Source organism: Micromonospora sp. DT68 (genome assembly GCF_049847245.1).
In the GTDB taxonomy this organism is placed as follows: Bacteria; Actinomycetota; Actinomycetes; order Mycobacteriales; family Micromonosporaceae; genus Micromonospora; species Micromonospora profundi.
This window is the reverse complement of the sequence record NZ_JBNCNZ010000003.1, coordinates 276,109-301,920: the sequence shown is the minus strand read 5'-3', so window position 1 is coordinate 301,920 and position 25,812 is coordinate 276,109. Positions and strand designations below refer to the sequence as shown.

21 protein-coding genes and 1 pseudogene are annotated in these 25,812 nt (G+C 69.7%); 10 read left to right on the top strand and 12 right to left on the bottom strand.

All coding sequences use genetic code 11. The features are described from left to right. Positions 1 to 4: 4 nt before the first annotated feature. Positions 5 to 673, bottom strand: coding sequence for a GNAT family N-acetyltransferase (locus tag ACPXB1_RS07595; protein WP_355587450.1), 669 nt, complete (start codon positions 671 to 673; stop codon positions 5 to 7). A 296-nt stretch (positions 674 to 969) separates the two neighbouring features. Between ACPXB1_RS07595 and ACPXB1_RS07590 the strand changes: the two genes are divergently transcribed. Together ACPXB1_RS07590 and ACPXB1_RS07585 are read left to right on the top strand one after the other, a co-directional pair. Next, a complete protein-coding gene (locus ACPXB1_RS07590) occupies positions 970 to 2,283 on the top strand; it encodes a PLP-dependent aminotransferase family protein (RefSeq protein WP_355587453.1) in 1,314 nt (437 codons plus the stop codon). Positions 2,284 to 2,290: 7 nt separating this feature from the next. Further along, positions 2,291 to 3,292 carry a D-alanine--D-alanine ligase family protein gene (locus ACPXB1_RS07585; RefSeq protein ID WP_355587455.1) on the top strand — a complete coding sequence of 334 codons (1,002 nt, stop codon included), beginning with the start codon at positions 2,291 to 2,293 and terminating at the stop codon, positions 3,290 to 3,292. Positions 3,293 to 3,606: 314 nt separating this feature from the next. Here ACPXB1_RS07585 and ACPXB1_RS07580 read toward each other — a convergent pair whose 3' ends face one another. The 9 genes and pseudogenes from ACPXB1_RS07580 to rpmH form a co-directional block, all read right to left on the bottom strand. Continuing rightward, positions 3,607 to 4,389, bottom strand: coding sequence for a hypothetical protein (locus tag ACPXB1_RS07580; protein ID WP_425735024.1), 783 nt, complete (start codon positions 4,387 to 4,389; stop codon positions 3,607 to 3,609). 1,637 nt (positions 4,390 to 6,026) lie between these two features. Further along, a pseudogene (locus ACPXB1_RS07575) lies at positions 6,027 to 6,860 on the bottom strand (ParB/RepB/Spo0J family partition protein); the annotation flags it as partial. Between the two features lie 222 nt (positions 6,861 to 7,082). Next, positions 7,083 to 8,384, bottom strand: a complete 1,302-nt coding sequence (locus ACPXB1_RS07570; protein WP_355587464.1) for a ParA family protein — start codon at positions 8,382 to 8,384, stop codon at positions 7,083 to 7,085. A 257-nt stretch (positions 8,385 to 8,641) separates the two neighbouring features. After that, positions 8,642 to 9,352: a 16S rRNA (guanine(527)-N(7))-methyltransferase RsmG gene (rsmG, locus tag ACPXB1_RS07565; protein ID WP_355588442.1), complete on the bottom strand. Its 711-nt coding sequence runs from the start codon at positions 9,350 to 9,352 to the stop codon at positions 8,642 to 8,644. Between the two features lie 169 nt (positions 9,353 to 9,521). Next, positions 9,522 to 10,133 carry a protein jag gene (locus ACPXB1_RS07560; protein ID WP_355587467.1) on the bottom strand — a complete coding sequence of 204 codons (612 nt, stop codon included), beginning with the start codon at positions 10,131 to 10,133 and terminating at the stop codon, positions 9,522 to 9,524. A 211-nt stretch (positions 10,134 to 10,344) separates the two neighbouring features. Next, positions 10,345 to 11,331: a membrane protein insertase YidC gene (yidC, locus tag ACPXB1_RS07555; RefSeq protein ID WP_355587469.1), complete on the bottom strand. Its 987-nt coding sequence runs from the start codon at positions 11,329 to 11,331 to the stop codon at positions 10,345 to 10,347. Beyond that, positions 11,328 to 11,591 (bottom strand): membrane protein insertion efficiency factor YidD, encoded by a 264-nt coding sequence (gene yidD, locus ACPXB1_RS07550; RefSeq protein ID WP_355588444.1) that lies wholly within the window; start codon positions 11,589 to 11,591, stop codon positions 11,328 to 11,330. The genes yidC and yidD overlap by 4 nt, the downstream gene beginning before the upstream one ends. A gap of 29 nt (positions 11,592 to 11,620) precedes the next feature. After that, a complete protein-coding gene (gene rnpA, locus ACPXB1_RS07545; protein ID WP_355587471.1) occupies positions 11,621 to 12,037 on the bottom strand; it encodes a ribonuclease P protein component in 417 nt (138 codons plus the stop codon). Positions 12,038 to 12,071: 34 nt separating this feature from the next. Further along, positions 12,072 to 12,209 (bottom strand): 50S ribosomal protein L34, encoded by a 138-nt coding sequence (gene rpmH / locus ACPXB1_RS07540; protein ID WP_007453904.1) that lies wholly within the window; start codon positions 12,207 to 12,209, stop codon positions 12,072 to 12,074. A gap of 632 nt (positions 12,210 to 12,841) precedes the next feature. Between rpmH and dnaA the strand changes: the two genes are divergently transcribed. From dnaA to ACPXB1_RS07515, 5 genes are all read left to right on the top strand, one after another. Continuing rightward, complete coding sequence (dnaA, locus tag ACPXB1_RS07535; RefSeq protein ID WP_355587472.1) at positions 12,842 to 14,665, top strand: chromosomal replication initiator protein DnaA; 1,824 nt, start codon at positions 12,842 to 12,844, stop codon at positions 14,663 to 14,665. An 829-nt stretch (positions 14,666 to 15,494) separates the two neighbouring features. Continuing rightward, positions 15,495 to 16,628 (top strand): DNA polymerase III subunit beta, encoded by a 1,134-nt coding sequence (gene dnaN / locus ACPXB1_RS07530; RefSeq protein ID WP_053651697.1) that lies wholly within the window; start codon positions 15,495 to 15,497, stop codon positions 16,626 to 16,628. Positions 16,629 to 16,668: 40 nt separating this feature from the next. Beyond that, complete coding sequence (gnd, locus tag ACPXB1_RS07525) at positions 16,669 to 17,541, top strand: phosphogluconate dehydrogenase (NAD(+)-dependent, decarboxylating) (protein WP_355587476.1); 873 nt, start codon at positions 16,669 to 16,671, stop codon at positions 17,539 to 17,541. Positions 17,542 to 17,557: 16 nt separating this feature from the next. After that, positions 17,558 to 18,691, top strand: a complete 1,134-nt coding sequence (gene recF / locus ACPXB1_RS07520) for a DNA replication/repair protein RecF (RefSeq protein WP_355587478.1) — start codon at positions 17,558 to 17,560, stop codon at positions 18,689 to 18,691. A gap of 76 nt (positions 18,692 to 18,767) precedes the next feature. Beyond that, positions 18,768 to 19,319, top strand: a complete 552-nt coding sequence (locus tag ACPXB1_RS07515) for a DUF721 domain-containing protein (RefSeq protein WP_355588446.1) — start codon at positions 18,768 to 18,770, stop codon at positions 19,317 to 19,319. On the opposite strand, the gene ACPXB1_RS07510 is transcribed toward ACPXB1_RS07515, so the two are convergent. Beyond that, positions 19,310 to 19,555 (bottom strand): hypothetical protein, encoded by a 246-nt coding sequence (locus ACPXB1_RS07510; RefSeq protein WP_355587481.1) that lies wholly within the window; start codon positions 19,553 to 19,555, stop codon positions 19,310 to 19,312. The two genes, ACPXB1_RS07515 and ACPXB1_RS07510, sit on opposite strands and share 10 nt — an antisense overlap. 100 nt (positions 19,556 to 19,655) lie before the next feature. On the opposite strand from ACPXB1_RS07510, the gene ACPXB1_RS07505 reads away from it, so the two are divergent. After that, a complete protein-coding gene (locus ACPXB1_RS07505; RefSeq protein ID WP_355587483.1) occupies positions 19,656 to 20,147 on the top strand; it encodes a MarR family winged helix-turn-helix transcriptional regulator in 492 nt (163 codons plus the stop codon). Here the strand turns inward: ACPXB1_RS07505 and ACPXB1_RS07500 are convergent. After that, complete coding sequence (locus tag ACPXB1_RS07500; RefSeq protein WP_053651707.1) at positions 20,132 to 20,686, bottom strand: hypothetical protein; 555 nt, start codon at positions 20,684 to 20,686, stop codon at positions 20,132 to 20,134. The two genes, ACPXB1_RS07505 and ACPXB1_RS07500, sit on opposite strands and share 16 nt — an antisense overlap. Before the next feature lie 523 nt (positions 20,687 to 21,209). Here ACPXB1_RS07500 and gyrB point away from each other — a divergent pair. Together gyrB and gyrA are read left to right on the top strand one after the other, a co-directional pair. Beyond that, positions 21,210 to 23,156, top strand: coding sequence for a DNA topoisomerase (ATP-hydrolyzing) subunit B (gyrB, locus tag ACPXB1_RS07495; RefSeq protein ID WP_355587487.1), 1,947 nt, complete (start codon positions 21,210 to 21,212; stop codon positions 23,154 to 23,156). A 129-nt stretch (positions 23,157 to 23,285) separates the two neighbouring features. Beyond that, a complete protein-coding gene (gene gyrA, locus ACPXB1_RS07490) occupies positions 23,286 to 25,808 on the top strand; it encodes a DNA gyrase subunit A (RefSeq protein ID WP_053651710.1) in 2,523 nt (840 codons plus the stop codon). Positions 25,809 to 25,812: the final 4 nt, after the last annotated feature.

Sequence of the window (25,812 nt, the reverse complement as noted above, 5' to 3'; positions counted from 1 at the left end):
CCCCTCAGTTGCCGGCGGTGGAGCGGGTGGCCGGTGCCGGTCGAACCGGACGCAGCAGGGTTTCCGGGCTCATCGAGCCGAGGAGCTTCTCCAGCGCGTACTCGACGTCGGACTTCCAGCTCAGCGCGGTACGCAGCTCAAGCCGCAGGCGGGGGAAGCGGGGATGCGGACGTACGGTCTTGAAGCCGACCGACAGGAAGAAATCGGCCGGCGCCACGCAACCACCGGCCGGGTCGTCCGCGTCACCGAACTTGGCATCGCCGAACGCCTCGATCGCCTTGATCCCCCGCTTGGTCAGATCCCGTGCGACACCCTGCACGAGCATCCGGCCCAACCCGCCGCCGGAGAACGAGGCGACCACGTTGGCGGTCATCAGAAGCGCCGCGTCGGCCGAGACCGGAGAGGTCGGGAAGGCCATCGAGCGGGGTACGTAGGCGGGCGGCGCGTACATCACGAAACCCGCAGGCATGCCGTCGACGTACGCGAGCTTGCCGCAGGAACCCCACTCAAGCAGCGTCTGGGAGACCCACGCCTCCTTCTCCAAGCCGGGGTCACCGGCGGCGCAGGCCCGGTCGGCGGAGACCGGATCCAGCTCCCAGTAGACGCACTGCCGGCAGGGACGAGGAAGATCTTCAAGCGTGTCGAGGGTCAGGCTGACCAGACGTCGCGACATATGGCGCATCCCCACAATAGGCTCGGTGGTGAGACCGGCACGGAACGACAGCGCCGCCTTCCTGCCCCCGACGAGCGATCGTACGCCGCTGATCGACCGTACGGGAGGGGACGCGCAGATACCCACCGCCCCGGGGGACGGCAGCGGGCGTCCGGGATGTGGTCGGTCCGTCACTGCAGGCCGACATGCGGGCCCAGGCGGGCTACGATCGACAATCGGTGCCTCCAGCCCCCATGGTCACGAGTGGGCGGGGTACCCGGGGCGGGAGCCACCCGAGCAGCGATCGAGGTGAGGTCATGACCGGCACGACGCTCGACGACTACACCGACCGGTACGCCCGGCGTGTACGCGGCATGACCGCCTCGGAGATCCGAGCACTCTTCGCAGTGGCCAGCCGGCCGGAGGTCGTCTCACTCGCCGGTGGCGCTCCCTACATCGCCGCGCTGCCCCTCGACGCCGTGGGCGAGATGCTGGGCCGGCTCGGCTCCGAGCACGGCGTGACCACCCTCCAGTACGGCATCGGCCAGGGCACCCTCGAGCTGCGCGAGCGGATCTGCGAGGTGATGTCCCTCTCCGGGATCGACGCCGCGTGTGGCGCCTCACCCGAGGACGTGGTGGTCACCGTTGGCGGGCAGCAGGCTCTCGACCTGGTGGCCCGGCTCTTCCTCGACCCCGGTGACGTGGTGCTCGCCGAAGGCCCCACGTACGTGGGCGCGCTCGGGGTCTTCCAGGCCGCGCAGGCGCAGGTGGCGCACGTGCCGATGGACGCCGACGGGCTGATCCCCGAGGCCCTGGAGACAGCCATCGCCGACCTGGCCCGCGCCGGCCGGCGGGTGAAGTTCCTCTACACCATCCCCACCTACCAGAACCCGACAGGCGTGACGCTCAGCGAGGAGCGCCGGGAACGCGTCCTCGACATCTGCGAACGGGCCGGCCTGCTCGTCATCGAGGACGACCCGTACGGCCAACTGGGTTTCGAAGGTGAGGCGCCCGCGCCCCTGCGGGCCCGCCGCCGCGACGGTGTCTTCTACCTCAGTACGTTCTCCAAGACCTTCGCCCCAGGGCTGCGGGTCGGCTGGATCCTGGCCCCGCACGCGGTCCGCGACAAGCTGGTCATCGCCAGTGAGGCGCAGATCCTCTGTCCCAGCGGCTACGCCCAGGCCGCCGTCGCCACCTACCTGAGCACGATGCCGTGGCGGGAGCAGCTGAAGGTCTACCGCGAGGTCTACCGCGAGCGCCGGGACGCCCTGCTCGACGCGCTTGCCGACCTGATGCCCGAGGGCACGAGCTGGACGACGCCGGCCGGCGGCCTCTTCGTCTGGACCAGCCTGCCCGACGGGCTCGACTCGAAGGCCATGATGCCGCGCGCGATCGCCGCGCGGGTCGCCTACGTGCCCGGCACCGGCTTCTACGCCGACGGCACGGGCACCGACGCCATGCGGCTCAACTTCAGCTTCCCGCCGCCGGAGCGCATCCGTGAGGGCGTCCGCCGCCTCGCCGGCGTCATGGAGCAGGAGATCGCGACGCGACGCGTCTTCGGCGCAGTAAGCGGCACTGCGGGCCGTCGTGGCCGGCCCGGCTCCGACGTGCCGGGGCCCGACTTGGCATGATGCCGCAATGGGTACGACCGCTGTCGAGCGCCTCGCCGTGACCAACTCCGCTGTCGCGGCCGACCTGCGGGTGCTCGTACTCGCCGGGGGCCTCTCCTACGAACGTGACGTTTCACTGCGCTCCGGCCGCCGGGTGATCGACGCCCTGCGTGCCGTCGGGGTCGAGGCCGAGCTGCGGGACGCCGACGTGGCGCTCCTGCCCGCCCTCGCCGCCGACCCACCGGACGCCGTCGTGATCGCCCTGCACGGGGCGAGCGGCGAAGACGGCTCCCTGCGGGGAGTGCTCGACCTGTGCGGCATCCCGTACGTCGGCTGCGACGCCCGCGCCTCCCGACTCGCCTGGGACAAGCCCTCCGCCAAGACGGTGCTCCGCGAAGCCGGCATCCCCACCCCCGACTGGGTGGCACTGCCGCACGACCGCTTCTCCGAGTTGGGCGCGGTCGCCGTCCTGGACCGCATCGTCGACCGGTTGGGCCTGCCTCTGATGGTCAAGCCGGCGCAGGGCGGGTCGGGTCTGGGCGCCGCCGTGGTCCGGGACGCCGCGTCACTCCCGGCCGCGATGGTCGGTTGCTTCGCGTACCACTCGACGGCGCTCGTCGAACGGTACGTGGCCGGCAAGGACGTGGCGGTTTCCGTTGTCGATCTGGGTGACGGGCCGCAGGCGCTGCCGCCGGTCGAGATCGTGCCGCGTAACGGTGTCTACGACTACGCCGCCCGTTACACCGCCGGACGGACCACCTGGCACGCCCCGGCCCGCCTGGAGCCGGAGGTGGCCGCCGCGGTGGCCGACGTGGCCCTCGCCGCGCACACCGCGCTCGGCCTACGGGACCTGTCCCGGGTCGACGTGATCGTGGACGCCGCCGGCCAGCCACACGTGCTGGAGGTCAACGTCTCGCCCGGCATGACGGAGACGTCACTGCTGCCGCTCGCCGTCCAGGCCGCCGGTCTGGACTTCGGTCGACTCCTCGGCTCGATGGTGACCCGCACCGCTGCCCAGCGCGCGACCTGACCCGCGACACGGCACGTGGCGGACCCGGTCCAGGGTGAGCAGCGGTGAGCTTGGCGAGGGCGATGGCCGCCAAGTAGCGCGGCTACGTACCCGGCCACCCGGACCGATGCGGGTATCGCGAACGACGAACTGCCGAGCTGCCGAGCTGCCCGTGAGGGTGTACGGGTGTGGTGCCGACGCCCGCCTGACAGGTCGATGATCAGCGGGCGGGTCGTACGTCAAGTGAGGTGTCGTTGTCGGGGCGGCGGCGTCTGGCACGGTCGCGGGCGTGGTTCAAGTGGTCGCGGCGTGGTTCGTGCGGTCGCGGGTGGGGCTCAAGTGGTCGCGGGCGTGGCTCCCGGGCCGGGACCGGGTGCTGACTCGGCGTCCTGCCCGGCGTTCTTCTCGACGTTTTGTTCGCCTGCTGGGCCGGTTACTTGCTCGGTTGGGCGGAGTGCGTGCGCGGCTGGACCGGCTGCTTGCTCGGCTGGGCGGACCACTCGCTCGGCTGGGCCGGTTACTTGCTCGCCGGCCGAGTGGTCGGCGGTGACAGTGGACGCGGGTGGCGGCTCGATGTCGATCGCGGCCGGAGCGGTGACGGAGGGTGCCCCGTCCTCCCCATCGCCGTCGGTAAGGTCGGCGTTCGAGCTGTCCTCGACTGCCGGCTCGGGGATCTCCTCTGCCGCCTCGATCACCGAGACGGCCTCCTCTTGGGCCGCAGCGGCGTGCGCAGCTTCGGACTGGGCAAGCAGACTCGATGGCGCCTGCCACTGGATGCGTGGCGGCTCCGCCAGCGGCCGACCGCCGAACTCAGCGAGCCAGGCGGCGACGAGCGCCAGGTTTTCCCGCCACTGATCTTCGGAGATCGGCGGCAGGATCGAATCCCACAGCGACAGGAAGGTTCCCCGCAGCTGCAGCCGACCGTACGGGCGAGCCAGGAACCACATGTGCAGGTGAGCGGAGCCGTCGCCCCAACGGTTGACGTGCACCCGCGCCACCCCGTCCAGCGACCGGATGGCGCGTTCCAGGCGAACTGTCATCACGCCGAGTTCGGCGGCGAGCAGGTTCGGTAGATCACCTAGATCGAGGTGGGTCCGCGATTCCAGGATGAGCACCATGGGCAGACCGGTGGGGCGATCCATGGCGCGTACCCGCCAGCGCTCTCCCACCCAGATGTACGCGTCGTCGGGAGCGTTGCAGGCGGTGCATTCCCGGAGGCCCTCGCCCTTGCGTGGCGGTTCGACCGGGACCGGGTCGTCGAGCTGCTTCACACGGAGGTCACCCTCGAAGGGAAACGAGGGCCACTGGGTGAAGTCCGGGACTGAGGGAGGGGTGTCGTGCACGACGCTGACCCTAACCGAGTCTGGCACCCATGTCCCTACCTGTTTGATCGTTCCGGAACCTCCAGATCAGTACCTCGCGTCGATCGGCGGATGCGTCGCCGACACCCCTCCGAAGCGATATCCACAGGCTGCCGAGACGACGAACACAGGCCGTCATCCACAGGCCAGCACCCACGTCCACGCGGTGTTTCACGTGAAACGGGGGGTGCCTGTGGACAAAGGGTGTGGATAACTTTTCCGCCGCTCGGTCGTTGCGATCGGGCTGTGGCGAGCCGGCGCAGATGACGTTTCTGTGGAGTGGTGGATGGCGGTCACGCCAAGCCGCTGAAGGGGTGCCGAGTCGCGCTCAGCTCTGCCGTCAAGGCCGGCCGGGTCGACGGGTTGCCGTCCACAGGTCGGCCTGTCGCTAATCCATGTGCCCCGCCACCCGGCTGGGCCGGCACACCCGTGGCTCTTTGTGGCGACGGTGACCTCGTCCAGGTACGTGAGCCTCTGGCTACGTGCTCTGCGCGGACCGGTGCCGGTCGGCGCAGAGCAGAAGCCCTCGATGACGGACTCCCTGCGGCACGAGCTGCCTCCCGGTGAGGCGGATGGTCGAGCGCCAGCTTGATCCACACGGGTTCCTGGAAATCGGGGTGTCACTGGCAGCGGGACACCCCAATTTCCAGGAAGCCGAGTCGATCTCCGACTCTAGGTGGCGGCGTTTCACGTGAAACGGCCGCGCCAAGGAGTCATCTGGCCCACAAGTAGTTCCCGGGGCGGCAACCGGGTGCCTCGCGCGCCCTCTCAGCGGGCCGCTGCCGGCATCTCGGCCTCGCCAGGCGCCTCCGGGTACGGCACGTCGTCCGTGAGCGCCCTTAGAGCCGCAGAGGTCAACTCCGCCCTGAGCTTCACCCCGGCGGACCTCCCCGTTGTGCCGCAGTGTCGTCGCGGTCAGGACGCTAGGGACTTGCGAGGCGGCATAGGGCCGGGGCCGTTGCAGGGCGGCGTGGGCGTCCCCGGAGTGATGCAGCGCGGGCGCGGGCACGGGGCGCGGGCACGGGGCGCGGGCACGGGGCATGGGGTGGGGCCGCGGGGCACGGGCGCGGGCATGGGGCACGGGGCGCGGGGCGCGGGCGCGAGGCACGAGGCGCGACGAGGCGCGGGCACGAGGCGCGAGGCGCGGGCAGAGCTACGCGACACGACACGACAAGACAGCGCGTCGAGTCGGGACGGTGCGCAAGGTGTAGGACGGCACGGCCGCCAAGGCCGCAACCAGCCGGCAAGCGGGACGCGGAACGGGCCGAGCTGTCGAGCGACGCTGCGCCCGGCAAGGTCCGCGCAGAGAGGCCGCTCGTCTGTTTCACGTGAAACGGGGCCAGACGCAGAACGGCCGCGCTACCCGAGGGAGCGCGGCCGTAGGCGAAGGGCGATCAGTCGTCGGAGCCTTCCTGCTGCACTCCGATGATCCCGACGATCCGTTCGAGGTCGTCCACGGTGGCGAACTCGATCGTGATCTTGCCCTTGCTCCGACCTATGTCGACCTTTACCCGGGTGTCGAAGCGGTCCGACAGCCGGTCGGCCAGATCCGACAGGGCAGGTGCGTGCGGCTTCGCTCGGCGCTTCGCTGCCTGGGTCTTTGCGGGCCCGTCGTTCAGCGCCAGCGCGACAACCTCTTCGGTGGCTCGCACCGACAGCCCTTCGGCCACAATTCGCAGTGCCAACTGCTCCTGTGCCTCCGGGTCGTCGAGGCTCAGGAGTGCGCGGGCGTGGCCGGCAGAGAGGACGCCCGCCGCTACCCGACGCTGCACCGGCGCCGGCAGGTTCAGCAGTCGGATGGTGTTGGAGATCTGTGGACGGCTGCGGCCGATCCGGCGAGCCAACTCCTCGTGGGTGGCCCCGAACTCCTCAAGCAACTGTTGGTAGGCGGCGGCCTCTTCCAGCGGGTTCAGGTTGGCCCGGTGGATGTTCTCCAACAGCGCGTCGCGGAGCATGGCGTCGTCGCGGGTGTCCCGGACGATCGCCGGGATGTTGTCCCGCCCGACGGCCTGGGCGGCACGCCAGCGCCGCTCGCCCATCACGAGCTCGTACTTCTCGCCGTCGAGCTGCCGGACGACGATGGGCTGGAGGAAACCGACCTCCTGGATCGAGGTCTTCAGCTCCTCCAGCGCCTCCTCGTCGAAGACCTGGCGGGGCTGCTTCGGGTTCGGCAGGATCGCGTCGACCGGGATCTCGGCGAACCGGGCGCCCGGCACCGGACTGAGGGCGGGCTCCGCTTGGTGGGGCGGCGCGCTGACGGGCGCAACCGGCACGGCGGAGTTCGCCGGGCCGTCGTCAACGTTGACGTCCACATGCCCGTTCTCCGGCTCGGCCGTCACGGTGCCGGCGGCACCTGGCACCGGCCCGGTCGGGATGAGCGCCCCCAGGCCCCGTCCCAGACCGCCCCGAGGACGGTTCTTCATGCCAAGCCTCCCAGCAACTTGTCCGCACTACGCATTCCGGCCCACCGGCTCCTTGACGCCCCGCTCGGCGATCTCCTGGGCTGCCTCGAAGTAACTCGTCGCGCCCCGCGAACCGGGATCGTAGGTCATCACCGACTGGCCGTAGCTGGGCGCCTCGGAGACCCGGACGTTGCGGGGAATGACGGCCTGGAGAACCTTGTCGCCGAAGTGGTTGCGCACATCCTGCTCCACCGCGTCCGCCAGCCGGGTACGCCGGTCGTACATGGTCAGCAGGATCGTGGAGACGTCGAGCTTCGGGTTGAGGTGTTGGCGTACCAGGTTGATGTTGTTGATCAGCTGGTTGAGCCCTTCCAGGGCGTAGTACTCGCACTGGATCGGGATCAGCACCTCCTGCGCGGCGACCAGGGCGTTGACAGTGAGCAGCCCGAGCGATGGCGGGCAGTCGATGAAGACGTAGTCGAACTGGCCGGGGTAGGCGGTAATGGCCCGGTCGAGGCGCGACTCCCGCGCCACCACCGACACCAGCTCGATCTCCGCACCGGCGAGGTCGATGGTGGCCGGTACGCACCAGAGGTTCGGGATCCCCTCGACCGCCTGCGCCACCTCGGACAGCGGCACGCTGTTGATGAGGCAGTCGTAGACGTCGGGGACGCCGGTGTGGTGCGGGACGTTGAGGCCGGTAGAGGCGTTGCCCTGCGGGTCGAGATCGACCACGAGCACCCGGTTGCCGTGCAGGGCGAGCGCCACCGCCAGGTTGACAGTGGTCGTGGTCTTGCCCACGCCGCCCTTCTGGTTGGCGACGCACATGACCCGGGTCCGGTCCGGCCGAGGCATTGTCACCTCGCCACTGGGATTCAGGATCTGCACGGCGCGCATCGCCTCCATAGCCAAGGGTGGGTCATCCTCTTCGCGCGTCGGGGTTTCACGTGAAACGTACGTGGGATCGGACGTGGCCGCAGTCAGCGACTCAGCCGGCACCTCGGGGACCACAGTGGCGTCCCGAGGTGCCGCAGCGGTGGGTTGATGCGGGACCGCGGGCTCGAAGCGCACCGCCGCAGCAGTGTTCCGCCGTCCGGACGTCGGCCGCACCTCGGGGGCGTTCACCGGTCGGGTCGGCCCTTCCGGTGTCCGACGACCAGCCGTCGGAGGCTCGACCGGGGCCGGCTGGCCCGCCGGCTCGTCCCGCGATACCGGCGGGTCGCCGCCCTCCACGGGAGCGGATGACCCGGGCGCACCGGGCGACCAGCTCGGGTAGTCGGTTTCACGTGAAACAGGGTCGCTGGTTGACCCGGTCACGCGTGGATCGTCGTACCTGCCGTCGTCATGCACCTGTCATCCCTGCCCGCTTCGGATGGTCGGTCCGCGCCTCGGTCAACTTGGCCCGCACCCGCGCTCGCACCCCGGGGCGTACGGCCCCTTGGGAGCGGTCGGAGTCCGCGACGTCCGTCGGCCGCTCCACACTATCGACGCGCGGTCAGCCTACGGCGGACGGGCGCGGCCGGTCCACGTCGGGTTCTCATTCCCTCGTTCCATCCGTACGGGTACAACGAGGCAACCCACTGACCGGACGCCCGATGGCGCAACGATCAGCGGCGGCGTGCGCGTCCGGCACGGGCGCGCTTACTGGCGGCCGGGCGGGGTGCGCCGACAACGCGTTCACGGACGATCTCGACGACGGTGGTCGGCGGGTCGATCACCTCGACGCCGCACAGGCGCACTGTCGCCTCGCCGCCACCGAGCCGCGTCACGACGTCGGCGTGCTCCTCCACCTCCGCCGCGGCGGACGATCCCTTGAGCGCGAGCAGCCGTCCACCGCGTACCGCCAGGGGAAGGCACCAGGTCGCCAACCGGTCCAGAGGTGCGACCGCACGGGCGGTCACCACGTCTCCGCTTATCGGGTACCGATCGGCCGATCCGCTGGCGGCCTCGTCGGCCCGGCCCCTGAACACCCGCACCGACCTGGTCAGGCCGAGTTGTTCGACGGCCTCGATCAGGAACGACGTCCGCCGGGCGAGCGGTTCGATCAGGGTGACGGTCAGGTCGGGGCGTGCGATGGCCAGGACCATCCCGGGCAGGCCGGCGCCGGAGCCGACGTCGAGCACCGTCGCGTTGGCCGGGATCAACTCCGCCACCGCCGCGCAGTTGAGCAGGTGGCGCTCCCAGATCCGGGGCGCCTCCCGGGGGCCGATCAGACCGCGGACCACGCCGTCGGTCACCAGCAGTTCGGCGTACGCGGCGGCCAGGTCGAGCCGATCACCGAAGAGGGTGAGCGCGGCCGGAGCCAACTCGGGCGGCAGTGCGGCGTCGGCAGGCGACGGGCCGTCGACATGCGCGTCCGGTGCGGGGGTGCCGCCGTCTTCGTCGTACCTCTTCGGATCGGTGTCGGGCCGGACAGCGGACGGCCCGGGCGGCGTACCGCCCGGGCCGGTCACGGCGTCAGCCGCAGGGTCGTCGTGGGTCACCCGGTCAGTCCACCGGCCGTACGACGATGCGGCGGTTCGGCTCGACGCCCTCGGACTCGCTCGCCACTCCGGACATGGCGTTGACGACGTCGTGGACGCACTTGCGCTCGAAGGCGGACATCGCCTCCAGGCGGACCGGCTCGCCGTACTCCTTGACCTTCTCGACCGCGTTCTTGGCGACGGCGGCGAGTTCCTTGCGTCGGGTCGCCCGGTAGCCGCCGACGTCGAGCAGCAGGCGGCTCGGGGTCCCGGTCTGCCGGAAAATGGCCAGCCGGGTCAACTCCTGAAGCGCCTCCAGGGTGGCACCGCGCTGACCCACCAGGTTCTGCAGTCGGGCACCGACCACCTCGACGACCGGACGGCCGCCGGCGACCAGTTCGTCGATGTCGCCGTCGTAGTCGAGGATGTCAAGCAGTCCCTCGACGTAGTCCGCCGCGATCTCGCTCTGCCGGAACAGTTCGCCTTCGCCCGCGGCCTTCTTCTCGCGGCCACCCGCGGTGGGGGTGTCGTCGTCCGCCTCCGACTCGTCGGCCTCGGTGTCCCCGTCTGCTGCGAGAGGCGCGGTGTCCTCCTCGTCCAGGTGCTGCTCGACGCGGGGGATGCTGGTCTCGGTCACGGTCTCATCTCCGTACTCGCTCGGCTGGACCGTCGGGTCCGCTGGTTTCCCGGGGCCGGCGGGAGGTCGCCGGTGCCCGCGGGCACGTCTGTACGGGCAGTGTCGCCCGTGACCGCGTCGTGCGCGGCCGGTTCCGCCCGGCGCCGGCCATCCGGCGGCTGCACGGTGCGGATCGGGCCGTCGCCGGTGGTCCGACGACGGCCCGTACGGGTCAGCCCTGCCGTTTGGCGGGGCGGTTCTTCTTCGGGTTGACCGGCTTGGCGCCCGGCTTCGGACCGGCCACCTTGGGCGCGGCGGCCTTGACCGGCGCGGGCGGGGTCGACTTGCCACGGCCGAACAGGCCACCGGACTTGGTGGGCTGCACCGGGTTGCGGCCGGCGGCGGGAGCGGTGGTCTTCTTGGCGGTCACCGGCGGGGGAAACTTGCGCAGCACCCACTGCTGCTGGCCGAGGGTGAAGAGGTTGTTCGTGACCCAGTAGATGATCACACCGATGGGGAAGATCGCGCCGGAGATCAGCAGCGACGCCGGGATGCCGTAGAGCATCAGTCGCTGAATCATCCGCTGCTGCGGGTCTTCGGCCCAGCCGGTCTTGAGGATCATCTGACGGCTGGTCAGGTAGGTGGTCGCGATCATGATCAGGACCAGCAGACCGGCGATGACCTTGACCGTGGTGCCGTTGGCGCCGAGCCGGGCCAGCTCGTCGGCGGTGGACCCGAACTTGCCGGCGATCGGTGCGGTGAAGATCTTCGCGTTCGACGCGCTGTCGAACTGGCTGGCAGTCCAGCCGTACAGCTCCTTGCTCTGCTTTGCCGGGTCCAGACGGCGCAGCACGTGGAAGAGCCCGAGGAAGACGGGGATCTGGAGGAACATCGGAAGGCAGCCCATCAGCGGGTTGGCCTTTTCCTTCCGATAGAGCTCCATCATCTCTTTCTGGAGCGTCTCCCGGTCACCCTTGTGCTTCTCCTGCAGCTCCTTGACCTTGGGCTGAAGAGCCTGCATCGCGCGCTGCGACTTGATCTGCTTGACGAAGACCGGGAACAGGATCACCCGGACGGTGACCACCAGGAAGACGATCGCCAGGATCCAGGCGAAGTTGGTGCCGATCACCGCGCCGACGGGCACCCCGACGGCGTCCCAGGCCGAGTGCCAGGTCAGCAGGATCCACGAAATCGCGTAGTAGATCCAGTCGAGACTCAATTCGGTGCTCCAGTCACATCGACACGGCGGCGACCGCCCGGCTCCGGCACCGGGTCATGTCCACCAGGGTGGAAGGGGTGGCAGCGCAACAGCCGCCGGACCGCCAGCGCGGCTCCCCGGAGCGCGCCGTGTGTGGCCACCGCCTCCTGGGCGTACGCACTGCACGACGGGTAGAACCGGCAGCGGGCCGGCAGAGCCGGACTTATCCACCGACGGTACGCGATGATAGGCGCTGTCAGCACCTTGGCACCGGTTGACATCGGGGACGCGGCGGCGGTCTTGTCGCTGCTCAACGGGACCGCCTCTCTCGGGGCGACCGGGCAACCGCGACGGCGGCGTCCAGGTCGGCGGCGAGCCGGGGATATGAGGCCTCGGCTGCTGCGGGCAACGCCCGGACGACCAGGGTACTGCCGGCGGGCAAGGCGGCCAGTCGTTCCCGGACCAGCGCACGCAGTCGACGCCGGACCTTGTTGCGGACGACAGCGTTGCCCACCGCCTTGGACACGACGAAGCCGGCGCGGGCCGGCGCGGAGGGTTGCTCCGCACCGGTTTCCCGCACCGGCTTCGGCGAGGTCGATGTGGTGGGGTCGGTGGTTGCCGGCACTGTCAGGTGGACCACGACAGCACCTCGTCCGGCGCGTCGGCCACCGCGAACCGCTGCGGCGAAGTCAGTGCTGCGCCGCAGTCGCTGCGCAGCGGCCAGCACGACTGCCCACGTCCCCCGGACCGGCCCGGTCGGCTCAGGCCGACAGGGTGGTGCGACCCTTGGCGCGACGGCTCGACAGGATGGCACGGCCGGCACGGGTGCGCATGCGCAGCCGGAAGCCGTGGGTCTTCGCGCGCCGGCGGTTGTTCGGCTGGTAGGTGCGCTTGCTCACGTCAGGCTCTCCGTTTTCGTACGCGCCCCGCGCGACGGAATCGCCGGGGTCGTGGGGTGGTCCAGGCCACCTCGACGGTGACCACCGATCGGTGCTGCCCTGCGGAACGGGACCTCGGCGACGCGGGGATGCGACCGTGGGCAGCAAACACCCATCACCCTAGCAGAGGACGAGAGAGCAGCCGCTCCAGCCTACGCAGGGGTGCAATGACCGTCAAACATCCCCAGCGGCGCCGTCGAGGACGCGCCCGGGACCGAAGGGGCGGTTTTCGCTGATGCCGACAAGGTCGCTGCCGCGTCGCCGGTTGATGGGGCAGGGACAACGCTGTTACCGTGCCCGATTGCGGTGAGCGTCGGAAGCTCCGGTCGTCGCGCGCAGGCAAGACCGGACACGCCGGTGAATCGTTCGGCACGGTGAACCCGCTTCAGCGCCCGGCCAGGCAGGGGGCAGGTCCCACCCGCGTCCGCCGGGCGGCCCACAATCGGTCGGTACACAGGCTGTGGATAACCTGTGGACGACCCACTGGTCAGTCGTCCGGGTGGGTGATGTTCCACCCGCGCACGGGGCGGGCCCGGGACGGCCGGCTGGCAGACAGCGGCGGCCGGGAGCAGAGGCGAGGGGGTGGCACGACGGTGGCCGGTACGACCGACCTTGCCGCGGTGTGGTTAGCGGCGACCGACGAGCTCGCCGACGAGATCATCTCCGCCCAGCAGCGCGCATACCTCCGGCTGACCCGGCTACGGGCGATCGTCGAGGACACCGCGCTGCTCTCCGTTCCGGACGCCTTCACCCGGGACGTGATCGAGTCACGGCTGCGCCCGGCGATCACCGAGGCGTTGACCCGCCGGCTCGGCAGGCCCATCCAGGTGGCGGTGACGGTGCGGGTGGCCGAGGACGCCACCGGACGCCCGGCCGGCACCGTCTACCGCAGCGCGCCCGAGCCGGGATCGACCGATGGCGAGATTCCGCTGCCCGGTCCGTTCGACGACGGGCACTCCGGACGGCCCCCGGCCGACGCCATTCCCGAACAGCATCAGCCGGGGCACGACCCCGCCGTACCGCCGGCACCGGCCGGTCCGCCGCCCGCGACGGCTGTCGACGGCCACCGGTCCGGGCTTATCCCGGCCAGCAGGGACGGGCAGGAGGCGCTGTTCAGCGCCGCGTTCGTGGAGCCGTTGCGGTCTCCGCCCCGGGCGGGGTCGGACCGGCGCGGCTACGACGACCAGCCCGCCCGGCCGGATCAGCCAGGCCCGGACACCCGGCCCTACGAACCCCGCTACCGCGAGGACGCCGGGTCGCCCCGGGACCAGCACGTGATCCGGCCGCTGCCCCGCGACGGCGGAACCGACAGCGGGCCCGGCCGCGGCGGGGTGGATCACCGCACCGGCGGCCGCGACGACCGTCGACTGCCCGGGACCGACACCGGCGGCAACCGGCTGAACCCGAAGTACATGTTCGAGACGTTCGTCATCGGCTCGTCGAATCGCTTCGCCCACGCGGCGAGCGTCGCGGTGGCGGAGTCGCCGGCGAAGGCGTACAACCCGCTCTTCATCTACGGCAGCTCCGGGTTGGGCAAGACCCACCTGCTACACGCCATCGGCCACTACGCCACGACGCTCGGCAACGCGCGGTCGGTGCGGTACGTGTCGACCGAGGAGTTCACGAACGACTTCATCAACTCGCTCCGGGACGACAAGACGAGTGCGTTCCAGCGCCGCTACCGCGACGTCGACATCCTGCTGATCGACGACATCCAGTTCCTGGAGAACCGCGAGCGTACGCAGGAGGAGTTCTTCCACACCTTCAACACCCTGCACAACGCCAACAAGCAGATCGTGATCACGTCCGACCGGTCGCCGAAGCAGCTGGCGACGCTCGAGGACCGGCTGCGGACCCGCTTCGAGTGGGGCCTGCTCGCCGACATCCAGCCTCCGGACCTGGAGACGCGGATCGCGATCCTTCAGAAGAAGGCGGCGCAGGAGCGGCTCTACGCCCCGCCGGACGTGCTGGAGTTCATCGCCTCCCGGGTGTCGAACTCGATCCGGGAGCTGGAGGGCGCGCTGATCCGGGTGACCGCGTTCGCCAGCCTGACCCGGTCGACGGTCGAGCTGTCGCTGGCCGAGGAGGTCCTGCGGGACTTCATCCCGGACGGCGCCGGCCCGGAGATCACGGCCGACCAGATCATGGTCTCCACTGCCGACTACTTCGGGGTGAGCCTGGAGGACCTGCGCGGCCAGTCCCGATCCCGGGTGCTCGTCAACGCCCGCCAGGTGGCCATGTATCTGTGTCGGGAGCTGACCGAGTTGTCGTTGCCCCGGATCGGGCAGGCGTTCGGCGGTCGGGACCACACCACGGTCATGCACGCGGACCGCAAGATCCGGCAGCAGATGGCCGAGCGCCGCTCGCTCTACAACCAGATCGCCGAGCTGACCAACCGGATCAAGCAGAACACCTGAGGGGTACGGCGGCACGCGTACCCGGGACACGCCCGGCCGGAGATCCGGTCGGGCGTTCTTTTTCGTCCCCACCGGGGCACCGACCCGTCTCCGCGGCGCCCGCCTCGCGCGCTTTTCGTCTCCCGTGAGGGGCCTCGGGTTGACCCTCGACATGGTGCAGACCACAGGATCGACGCCGTGTCCGCTTCGTTGCTCACTCGTTGTCCACAGCTCGTTATCCACCGTCGGTGGATAACTACGGTCCGCGCTCCGCCGGTTACCCACAGGCTGTGGAGAAACCCTGTGTACGACGCTGTGGACGGCTGGGGACAACCACGAGGTTATCCACCGGCGACTGTCGACCTGTGTACGGGCTGTTGAAGGTTCTGGGGACAACCACAATGGTGATCTTCCCGGCTGTCCACAGGCATGGGGAGAAAGTCGGTGGATTACCGGTGGACAACCGGTGGACAACGGTGGACAACCGGTGGGCATCGCCGGGCTGTGGACAGACGAGGCGGTTGTACCCCGGGTTCTCCACAGCTAAATCACCGGTGGATAACCGGTCTGAGCTGCGCGAACTTGAGTTCTCCACAGTTTGCACAGGTGCGATGAAGACGATGAGTTATCTCTTCTAAGAGAACAAAAACCAATCATCACCGTTGGGCTTTCTGTGGATCGGGCCGAACGCTGCCGGACAGGCCGGTCAGCATCGACACGATCCATGGGGTCGGGCGCACAGCCGATGCCCCCGCGCCCTAAGGTGCGATGGGTACCCGCACGGTCGGGCGGGACGGTAGGCAGCGGTCGGCATGAGAGAGTTGTCGCTGACGTCGACGCGGAGGCATTGATGAAGTTCCGAGTGGAGCGCGACGCGCTCGCCGAGGCCGTGGCGTGGACCGCGAAGAGCCTGCCCAACCGGCCATCCGTACCGGTGCTCGCCGGGGTGATGCTGCGCGTCACCGACGGCAACCTGCGGGTTTCCGGGTTCGACTACGAGGTCTCCAGCCAGGTCACCGTCGAGGTGCAGGGTGACGCCGACGGTGCCGCGCTGGTCTCCGGCCGGTTGCTCGCCGAGATCACCAAGGCGTTGCCGGCCAAGCCTGTGGACATCGCTGCGGTCGGTGCCCACCTTGAGCTGGTCTGCGGCAGCGCCCGGTTCACCCTGCCGACCATGCCTGTGGAGGACTACCCCGCGCTTCCCGAGATGCCGCAGAGCGCCGGGACGGTGGACGCGGCCGCGTTCGCCACCGCCGTCGCCCAGGTGGCGGTCGCCGCCGGCCGTGACGAGACGCTGCCGATGATGACCGGCGTCCGCGTCGAACTCTCCGGCAGCACCCTTTCCATGCTCGCCACCGACAGGTACCGGCTGGCGCTGCGTGAGATCCAGTGGCGTCCCGACGACCCCGACGTCAGCATCAACGCACTGGTGCCGGCCCGCACCCTCAACGACACCGCCAAGGCGCTCGGCCCGATCGGTGGCGAGGTCACCCTCGCCCTCGCCCAGGGCGCAGCCGGCGAGGGCATGGTCGGTCTCGCCGGAGGCACCCGACGCACCACAAGCCGCCTGCTCGACGGCGCCAACTACCCGCCGGTGCGATCCCTCTTCCCCGCCACCCACAACGCCGAGGCCCGGGTGCCGGTCAGCACCCTGATCGAGGTGGTCAAGCGGGTCGCGCTCGTCGCCGAGCGCACCACCCCGGTGCTGCTGAGCTTCAGCGCCGACGGTCTGGTGGTCGAGGCGGGTGGCTCCGAGGAGGCCCGGGCCAGCGAGGCCATGGAGGCCACCTTCACCGGTGAGGCACTCACCATCGGGTTCAACCCCCAGTACCTCATCGACGGCCTGGCAAACCTGGGTTCCCAGACCGCCATGCTCTCGTTCGTCGACGCCTTCAAACCCGCGGTGATCTCGCCCGCTGGCGAGGATGGCGAGGTCATTCCGGGGTACCGGTACCTCATCATGCCGATCCGCGTGTCCCGCTGATCGCGCCCAGCAACACCCAGATCCACGGAGGTAGGAACAGATGCAGCTCGGCCTGGTAGGACTCGGCCGGATGGGCGGCAACATGCGCGAGCGGTTGCGGGCAGCTGGGCACGAGGTGGTCGGCTTCGACCACAACCCGCAGCTGAGCGACGCCGCCGACCTCGCCGAGCTGGCGGCGAAGCTCGAATCGCCGCGCGCTGTCTGGGTCATGGTGCCCGCCGGCGTCACCGACGCCACCATCGACGAGCTCGCCGCAGTGCTCGGCGAGGGCGACATCATCATCGACGGCGGCAACTCGCGCTTCAGCGACGACGCTCCGCGTGCGGAGCGGCTCAACGAGCAGGGCATCGGCTACATCGACGTCGGTGTCTCCGGCGGCGTCTGGGGCCGCCAGAACGGCTACGGCCTGATGGTCGGCGGCTCCCAGGAGCACGTCGACCGGCTCATGCCGATCTTCGACGCGCTCAAGCCCGAGGGTGAGTTCGGCTTCGTGCACGCCGGCCCGGTCGGCGCGGGGCACTACTCGAAGATGGTGCACAACGGCATCGAGTACGGCCTCATGCACGCCTACGCCGAGGGCTACGAGCTGATGGCCGCCTCCGAGTTGGTGACCAACGTGCCGGGGGTCATCAAGTCCTGGCGGGAGGGCACCGTCGTGCGCTCCTGGCTGCTCGACCTGCTGGACCGGGCCCTCGACGAGGACCCGGAGCTGGCCGAGCTGAGCGGCTACACCGAGGACACCGGCGAGGGCCGGTGGACTGTCGACGAGGCCGTCCGCCTCGCCGTGCCGCTGAACGTCATCACCGCCTCCCTGTTCGCCCGGTTCTCGTCCCGCCAGGACGACTCACCGGCTATGAAGGCGGTCTCCGCGCTGCGCCAGCAGTTCGGCGGCCACGCCGTCCACAAGCGCTGAGCGGTATCCACACCCTGTGTACGTCCAGCGGCTGGAACTTGTCGACTTCCGCTCTTACGAGCGGGTCGCCGTCGACCTCCAACCGGGGGCGAACGTCCTGGTCGGCGCCAACGGCGTCGGCAAGACCAACCTCGTCGAGGCGCTCGGCTACGTGGCGACCCTGGACTCGCACCGGGTCGCCACGGACGCGCCGCTCGTCCGGATGGGCGCCTCCTCGGCGGTGATCCGCTGCGCTGTCGCACACGAGGGGCGGGAACTGCTGGTCGAGCTGGAGATCGTGCCCGGCAAGGCCAACCGTGCCCGGCTGGGCAGATCTCCGGCACGACGTGCCCGTGACGTGCTCGGCGCCCTGCGTCTGGTGCTCTTCGCCCCAGAGGACCTGGAGCTGGTCCGGGGTGATCCGGCTGAGCGTCGCCGCTACCTGGACGACCTGCTGGTCACCAGGCAGCCCCGCTACGCGGGCGTACGTGCCGACTACGAGCGGGTCGTCAAGCAGCGCAACGCCCTGCTGCGCACCGCGTACCTGGCCCGCAAGACCGGCGGGTCCCGCGGCGGCGACCTCGGCACCCTCGCCGTCTGGGACACCCACCTGGCCCAGCACGGCGCGGAACTCCTCGCCGGCCGGCTGGAGCTGGTCGCGGCACTCACCCCGCACGTCGCCAAGGCGTACGACGCGGTGGCCGCCGGCCGGGGTGCGGCCAGCATCGCCTACCGGCCCTCGATCGAGCTGACCGAGCCGACACTGGACCGGGCCGCGTTGGCCGAGGCGCTGACCACAGCGCTGGCCGCCGCACGGTCCGCCGAGATCGAACGGGGCACGACCCTCGTCGGCCCGCACCGCGACGAGTTGGCCCTCGCCCTCGGCCCGCTGCCCGCAAAGGGGTACGCCAGCCACGGCGAGTGCTGGTCGTTCGCCCTCGCGCTGCGGCTGGCCGGCTACGATCTGCTGCGCGCCGACGGCATCGAACCGGTGCTGATCCTCGATGACGTCTTCGCCGAGTTGGACACCGGGCGCCGGGAGCGGCTGGCCGAGCTTGTCGGCGGAGCGAGTCAGCTGCTCGTCACCTGTGCTGTGGACGACGACGTACCGGCCGCCCTGCGCGGCACCCGTTACCAGGTCGGCGAGGGGGCTGTACGCCGTGTCGAATGAGCCACGCGCCAACGGGGACGACACGGGCCGGACCGACCGGCGCGCCGGTGACGCCACGAACGCGCGTACCCAGGGGGTGTCCGCGGACGGCGGAGCCGGCGGCCAGGCGGAGGCCGCGAGCGGGCCGGAGCTGGCCCGTGCGGTCCTCGACGCGGCGCTGTCCCGGCGGCAGGCTGCGGCCCGCGCACGACGTACCCCCTCGGGCGGCGGTGGCGACGGTGCTGGCGGCTCGGGGCGGCGGCTGCGTGGCTACTCCGGTCCCGGTCCCGACCCGCGTGACCCGCAGCCGCTCAGCGCGGTGCTGAACCGGCTCGTGAAGGCGCGTGGCTGGCAGCAGCCGGCGGCCGAGGCCACGGTGTTCGGTGCGTGGGAACGGGTGGTCGGCGCGGAGGTCGCCCAGCACAGCCGGCCGGTCAAGCTGGAGAACGGCGAGCTGACAGTGGAGGCGCGCTCGACAGCGTGGGCGACCCAGCTGCGCCTGCTGGCCGGCTCGCTGCTCAAGCAGATCGCCCAGGAGGTGGGCCACAACGTGGTGCGCAAGCTGCACATCCACGGCCCGGCCGCGCCGTCCTGGTCGAAGGGCCCGCGGCGGGTACGCGGCCGGGGGCCACGGGACACCTACGGCTGAGCCGACCCTCCCCGGTTCCGGCCGGCCTCGCGGGCGGCCCGCTTCCGTTCGCGCTGCTCCTGGGTGTAGCGCTTGCGCTCGGCCAGGTCGCGTTTCCACGCTTCGCGGGCCTCGGTCGAGCCGCCCTGGACCGCACCCTGCACACCGTCGGCCGGGCCGGCGAGGTTGCGGAAGGTCCAGCGCAGGAACCGGCCGCCCTCGCCCGGAGACTTGGGGGCCGCACCGTTCTCAGCCATCTGTCGCCTTCTCTCGCCGCGCCCGACAGGTAATTGGGCTACCAATGGTTGGTGCACCAATGATCGCTACGATAATGACCATGCGTGGGGAGGGCAACCGATGAGCGAGCGGCCGGAGGACGTCGACCCGCTGGCCCTGGAGCAGCAGGTTTGTTTCGCCCTGTCGGTGGCGGCGCGCAGCGTGGTGGCCGTCTACCGGCCGCTGCTGGAGCCGATGGGACTGACCCATCCGCAGTACCTGGTCATGCTGGCGCTCTGGCAGCACTCCCCGCTGTCCGGCCGCGACCTGAGCCGGCTGTTGCAGCTCGACCCGGGCACCCTGTCACCCCTGCTGAAGAGGCTGGAAGCCACCGGCTACCTGCGCCGTGAGCGCGACGCCGCCGACGAGCGCAGCCTCGCCATCACCCTGACGGCCAGCGGTGCCGCCCTGCGCAGCCAGGCCGAGCTGATCCCCGCCGAGATCGTGCGGCGGCTCGGGCTGCCGGTTTCGGACCTCCAGCACCTGCACGCGATGCTCACCCAGGTGATCACCGCGGCCAACCGGCCCGGCGGCGAGCAGCCCTCGGAGGCGCCCGGTCAGGCATCGGCGTAGACGGCGAAGCCGCGATCGGCGCAGCGCCTGTAGAACGCCGCCAACACCCCCAACTCGGGGCAGGTGAAGTTCCACTGCGGCGGATCGCCACTCTCGTCGCGCATCGCGTCCAGCCGGCTCTCCAGCCACCGCAGTTGCTGCTCGGCGAGGCGACCGTCACCGAGCAGCGAACGCAGCACGGTGCTCACCGACTCGAAGGTGACCGCCTCGCCGTAGGCGCGATGGCCGGCCACGAACCGTTCGATGCCGGCCGCGATCCAGGCACACCCGTCCGGATCGATCACCGGGTCCTCGTCCTCGGCCGCAGCGTCTGTGGCATACAACACACCCTCAAGGCCGAGCAGGAGATCCACCAATTCGGTGTACGCGGTCGCGCGGATGGTGCCGGTCTTCGCGATCAGCTCCGCCAGGGCCGCCGTCGGCGCCGAGATCCCGGGTACGTCGACGATCTCGCCGAAGTCGACGAACTCGGCCGGCGCGACCGGATCGTAGAAGCGGCCGGTCCGCGGCCAGTGCACCGCGACGTTGTCCAGCCCCATCTGTCACCTCTTAAAGAGCACGTGTCGGGACGATCGGGTCGATCGTCCCGGTTCCGGCCGGTAAAGATCAAGGCCGCTTCCGGAGCGCCGCAAACCTACGACACCCGAGATCCGACCGCGACCCCCGACCCGCCCGCCCGCGGGTCAACCCGTCCGGCGGCGGCGCGTGCGATCGGAGCCTGGCGTGTGGGGGGAGTCGTGGGTAACGGGGTTCTGCCGGCTATGGACATCTGAGCCGCCCTGTTGAGGGTGCCGAGTGGCGGTTCTGTCCCCCGCGCACAGTAGGATTGACAGTGAGACGAAGACCCGGTGCGGAGTGCGGGACGGGGCCGGTGGCCCAGGATCATTCTCCACGTCGGGTCGAGCCGATCGCGATCCGCGGGCAACCGCGGCGACCGGTGCGTTCGACCCACTGTCCGGAAATCTCCGGCATCGGTCCGCGCGCCGACGTCGCGTCCTGTCCGCCGAACCCGCGCCCGACGCGCCCCTTTCCGGCGTGGACGACGCGAGAAAGTGGCCGAGGGTGGCAGCGCAGGACAAGCAGGAGTACGGCGCAGAGTCGATCACCGTTCTCGAAGGGCTGGAGGCCGTTCGCAAGCGGCCCGGTATGTACATCGGGTCCACCGGCGAGCGCGGTCTGCACCACCTCGTGTGGGAGGTCGTCGACAACGCGGTGGACGAGGCGCTGGCCGGATACTGCGACACCATCGACGTCGTGCTGCTCGCCGACGGCGGCGTACGCGTCACCGACAACGGCCGTGGCTTCCCGGTCGACCTCCACCCGAAGCTCAAGAAGCCCGGCGTCGAGGTCGCCCTGACCGTGCTGCACGCGGGCGGCAAGTTCGACGGCAAGGCGTACGCGGTCTCCGGCGGTCTGCACGGCGTCGGCGTGTCAGTTGTCAACGCGCTCTCCACCCGGATGGCTGTGGAGATCCACAAGTCCGGTTTCGTGTGGCGGCAGCAGTACCAGAACTCCAAGCCCAGCCCGCTCGAGAAGGGCGAGACCACCGACCGCAGCGGCTCGGCGGTCTCCTTCTGGCCCGACCCGGACGTCTTCGAGACCGTCGACTTCGACTTCCAGACCATCTACCGACGCCTGCAGGAGATGGCCTTCCTCAACCGGGCCCTGCGCATCCACCTGCTCGACGAGCGGGTGGCCGAGGAGGAGGACGGCCGGCAGCGCGAGGTGACCTTCTTCTACGAGGGTGGCATCGCCGACTTCGTCCGGCACCTCAACGCCTCGAAGAGCCCGATCCACAAGACCGTGGTCGAGTTCGAGGCCGAAGAGGAGGGCATGTCACTCGAGATCGCCATGCAGTGGAACGAGTCGTACGGCGAGTCGGTCTACACCTTCGCCAACACGATCAACACGCACGAGGGCGGCACCCACGAGGAGGGCTTCCGCTCCGCGCTGACCAGCGTGGTCAACCGGTACGGCACCGACAAGAAGCTGCTCAAGGGCGACGAGAAGCTCTCCGGCGAGGACATCCGCGAGGGGCTTGCGGCGATCATCTCGGTCAAGCTTGCCAACCCGCAGTTCGAGGGTCAGACCAAGACCAAGCTGGGCAACACCCCTGTGAAGAGCTTCGTGCAGCGGGTCTGCAACGACCGGCTGGTCGACTGGTTCGACCGCAACCCGGCCGAGGCCAAGATGATCATTACGAAGGCCTCCCAGGCGGCTCGGGCACGGATCGCCGCGCAGCAGGCGCGCAAGCTGGCCCGGCGCAAGTCTCTGCTGGAGTCCGGCTCGATGCCGGGCAAGCTCGCCGACTGCCAGTCAACGGACCCCCGCGAGTCCGAGGTGTTCATCGTCGAGGGCGACTCGGCGGGTGGCTCGGCCAAGCAGGGCCGCGACCCGCGCACCCAGGCGATCCTGCCGATCCGCGGCAAGATCCTCAACGTGGAGAAGGCCCGGATCGACAGGGTGCTGAAGAACAACGAGGTCCAGGCGCTGATCACCGCGCTGGGCACCGGCATCCACGACGACTTCGACATGGAGAAGCTGCGGTACCACAAGGTGGTGCTGATGGCCGACGCCGACGTCGACGGCCAGCACATCCAGACGCTGCTGCTCACGCTGCTGTTCCGCTTCATGCGTCCGCTTGTGGAGATGGGCCACGTCTACCTGGCCGCCCCGCCGCTCTACAAGATCAAGTGGAACAAGAAGGGCGACGACGCCCAGTACGCGTACTCCGACCGTGAGCGGGACGGGCTGATCGCGCTGCGCCAGCAGAAGAAGCCGAACGCCAAGCCGGACGACATCCAGCGCTTCAAGGGCCTCGGCGAGATGAACTACCCCGAGCTGTGGGAAACCACGATGAACCCGGCAACGCGTACCCTGCGTCAGGTCACTCTCGACGACGCGGCGACCGCCGACGAGTTGTTCAGCGTGCTGATGGGTGAGGACGTCGAGGCCCGCCGGTCGTTCATCCAGCGCAACGCCAAGGACGTGCGGTTCCTGGACATCTGACGGACTGCGGCGGATCGGCCGGGCGCACCCGACCGATCCGCCGGTCCACAGAGTTATCCACAGCTTGGCCGGTATCCACAGCGGTTATCCACAGCACGAAAACGACTCTGAGTCTGATAAGGGTATACAGTGACCGATTCTCCCGAGTCCACACCGAACGAGCCCGAGGTCCCCGCCGAGGCCATCGCCGCGGTGGTCGCGCACGACCGGATCGAACCGGTCGGGCTCGAGGTGGAGATGCAGCGCTCCTACCTCGACTACGCGATGAGCGTCATCGTCGGTCGTGCGCTGCCGGACGTCCGGGACGGGCTCAAGCCGGTCCACCGCAAGATCCTCTACGCGATGTTCGACTCCGGCTACCGTCCGGACCGCGGCTACGTGAAGTGTTCCCGCGTCGTCGGCGACGTGATGGGCCAGTTCCACCCGCACGGCGACTCGGCCATCTACGACGCGCTGGTCCGGATGGCGCAGCCCTGGTCGCTGCGCTACCCGCTTGTCGACGGCAACGGCAACTTCGGCTCGCCGGGTAACGATCCGGCCGCCGCGATGCGCTACACCGAGTGCAAGCTCGACCCCCTCGCTATGGAGATGCTGCGGGACATCGACGAGGACACCGTCGACCTGCAGGACAACTACGACGGCCGGGCCAAGGAGCCCACGATCCTGCCGTCGCGGATCCCCAACCTGCTTGTGAACGGCTCCGAGGGCATCGCGGTCGGCATGGCCACCAAGATTCCGCCGCACAACCTGCGGGAGATCGGCGCGGCGGTCCAGTGGTGTCTGGAAAACCCGGAAGAGGATGAGGAGACGACCCTCGAGGCGCTGCTCGGCATCGTCAAGGGTCCGGACTTCCCGACCCACGGTCTGATCGTCGGCACGACGGCCATCCAGGACGCCTACCGCACGGGTCGTGGCTCGATCCGGATGCGCGCAGTGGTGGAGGTCGAGGAAGACAAGCGGGGTCGGCCGTGTCTGGTCGTCAGCGAGCTGCCCTACCAGGTCAACCCGGACAACCTGGCCGAGCGCATCGCCGAGCTGATCAAGGAGGGCAAGCTCGCCGGTATCGCCGACATCCGTGACGAGTCCTCCGGGCGTACCGGTATGCGGATCGTGCTCGTGCTCAAGCGCGACGCGGTCGCCAAGGTCGTGCTGAACAACCTCTACAAGCACACCCAGCTTCAGGAGACGTTCGGCGCCAACATGCTGGCCCTGGTCGACGGGGTGCCGCGCACGCTCAACCTGGCCCAGTTCATCCGCTACTACGTCGAGCACCAGATCGACGTGATCCGCCGGCGGACCGCGTACCGGCTGCGTAAGGCTGAGGAGCGGGCGCACATCCTGCGCGGTCTCGGCAAGGCCCTCGACGCGCTGGACGAGGTCATCGCGCTGATCCGGCGTTCGCCAACCGTGGACGACGCCCGCCAGGGCCTGATCCGGCTGCTGGAGATCGACGAGATCCAGGCGACCGCGATCCTCGACATGCAGCTGCGCCGGCTCGCCGCCCTGGAGCGGCAGCGGATCGTTGACGATCTGGCCAAGCTCGAGATCGAGATCGCCGACCTGAAGGACATTCTCGCGAAGCCGGAGCGGCAGCGCAGGATCGTCTCGGAGGAGCTGGGCGAGATCGTCGCGAAGTGGGGCGACGACCGGCGTACGCAGATCATTCCGTTCGACGGCGAGGTCTCGATGGAGGACCTCATCGCCCGGGAGGACGTGGTCGTCACGATCACCCGAACGGGTTACGCGAAGCGGACGAAGGTCGATCTCTACCGCTCACAGCGGCGTGGCGGCAAGGGCGTCAGCGGCGCCACGCTGCGGCAGGACGACATTGTCAGCCACTTCTTCGTATGCTCCACCCACGACTGGATTTTGTTCTTCACCAACAAGGGCCGCGTCTACCGGGCCAAGGCGTACGAGCTGCCGGAGGCCAGTAGGGTAGCCAAGGGCCAGCACGTGGCCAATCTGCTCGCCTTCCTACCCGACGAGCAGATCGCGCAGATCATCGAAATCCCGAACTACCAGGTAGCCCCCTATCTGGTACTGGCCACGAAGAACGGCCTGGTGAAGAAGACGCGGCTCGAGGAGTTCGACTCCAACCGTTCCGGCGGAATCATCGCGATCAACCTGCGCGATGAGGACGAGCTGGTCGGTGCTGCGCTTGTGGCACCGGAGAACGACCTGCTGCTGGTCTCCAAGAAGGCACAGGCGATCCGGTTCAACGCCTCCGACGAGGCGCTGCGGCCGATGGGTCGGGCCACCTCGGGCGTGATCGGCATGCGCTTCACGGACGACGACGTCCTGCTGGCCATGGAGGTCGTTCGGGACGGTTTGGACGTCCTGGTGGCCACTAACGGGGGATACGCGAAACGTACCCCGATCGAGGAATACCCGGTGCAGGGCCGGGGAGGTAAGGGCGTGCTGACTGCGAAGATCACCGAACGGCGCGGTGGTCTGGTCGGTGCGGTGGTGATCGACCCGGACGACGAGCTGTTCGCGATCACCAGCAACGGTGGTGTCATCCGGACTCCGGTGAAGCCTGTACGCCGTACACGTGACCGGAACACAATGGGGGTCAAGTTGATGGACCTCCCGGACGGCGTGACTATCGTGGCGATTGCTCGCAATGCCGACGAGCCTGACGAACAGGACTAGTTGA

Bases quoted from the DNA above. Each gene is read 5' to 3' on its own strand.
- ACPXB1_RS07595 (WP_355587450.1), bottom strand. From the start codon at position 673: ATGTCGCGACGTCTGGTCAGCCTGACCCTCGACACGCTTGAAGATCTT.
- ACPXB1_RS07590 (WP_355587453.1), top strand. From the start codon at position 970: ATGACCGGCACGACGCTCGACGACTACACCGACCGGTACGCCCGGCGT.
- ACPXB1_RS07585 (WP_355587455.1), top strand. From the start codon at position 2,291: ATGGGTACGACCGCTGTCGAGCGCCTCGCCGTGACCAACTCCGCTGTC.
- ACPXB1_RS07580 (WP_425735024.1), bottom strand. From the start codon at position 4,389: ATGGTGCTCATCCTGGAATCGCGGACCCACCTCGATCTAGGTGATCTA.
- yidD (WP_355588444.1), bottom strand. From the start codon at position 11,591: ATGTCAACCGGTGCCAAGGTGCTGACAGCGCCTATCATCGCGTACCGT.
- dnaN (WP_053651697.1), top strand. From the start codon at position 15,495: ATGAAGTTCCGAGTGGAGCGCGACGCGCTCGCCGAGGCCGTGGCGTGG.
- gnd (WP_355587476.1), top strand. From the start codon at position 16,669: ATGCAGCTCGGCCTGGTAGGACTCGGCCGGATGGGCGGCAACATGCGC.
- ACPXB1_RS07510 (WP_355587481.1), bottom strand. From the start codon at position 19,555: ATGGCTGAGAACGGTGCGGCCCCCAAGTCTCCGGGCGAGGGCGGCCGG.
- ACPXB1_RS07505 (WP_355587483.1), top strand. From the start codon at position 19,656: ATGAGCGAGCGGCCGGAGGACGTCGACCCGCTGGCCCTGGAGCAGCAG.
- ACPXB1_RS07500 (WP_053651707.1), bottom strand. From the start codon at position 20,686: ATGGGGCTGGACAACGTCGCGGTGCACTGGCCGCGGACCGGCCGCTTC.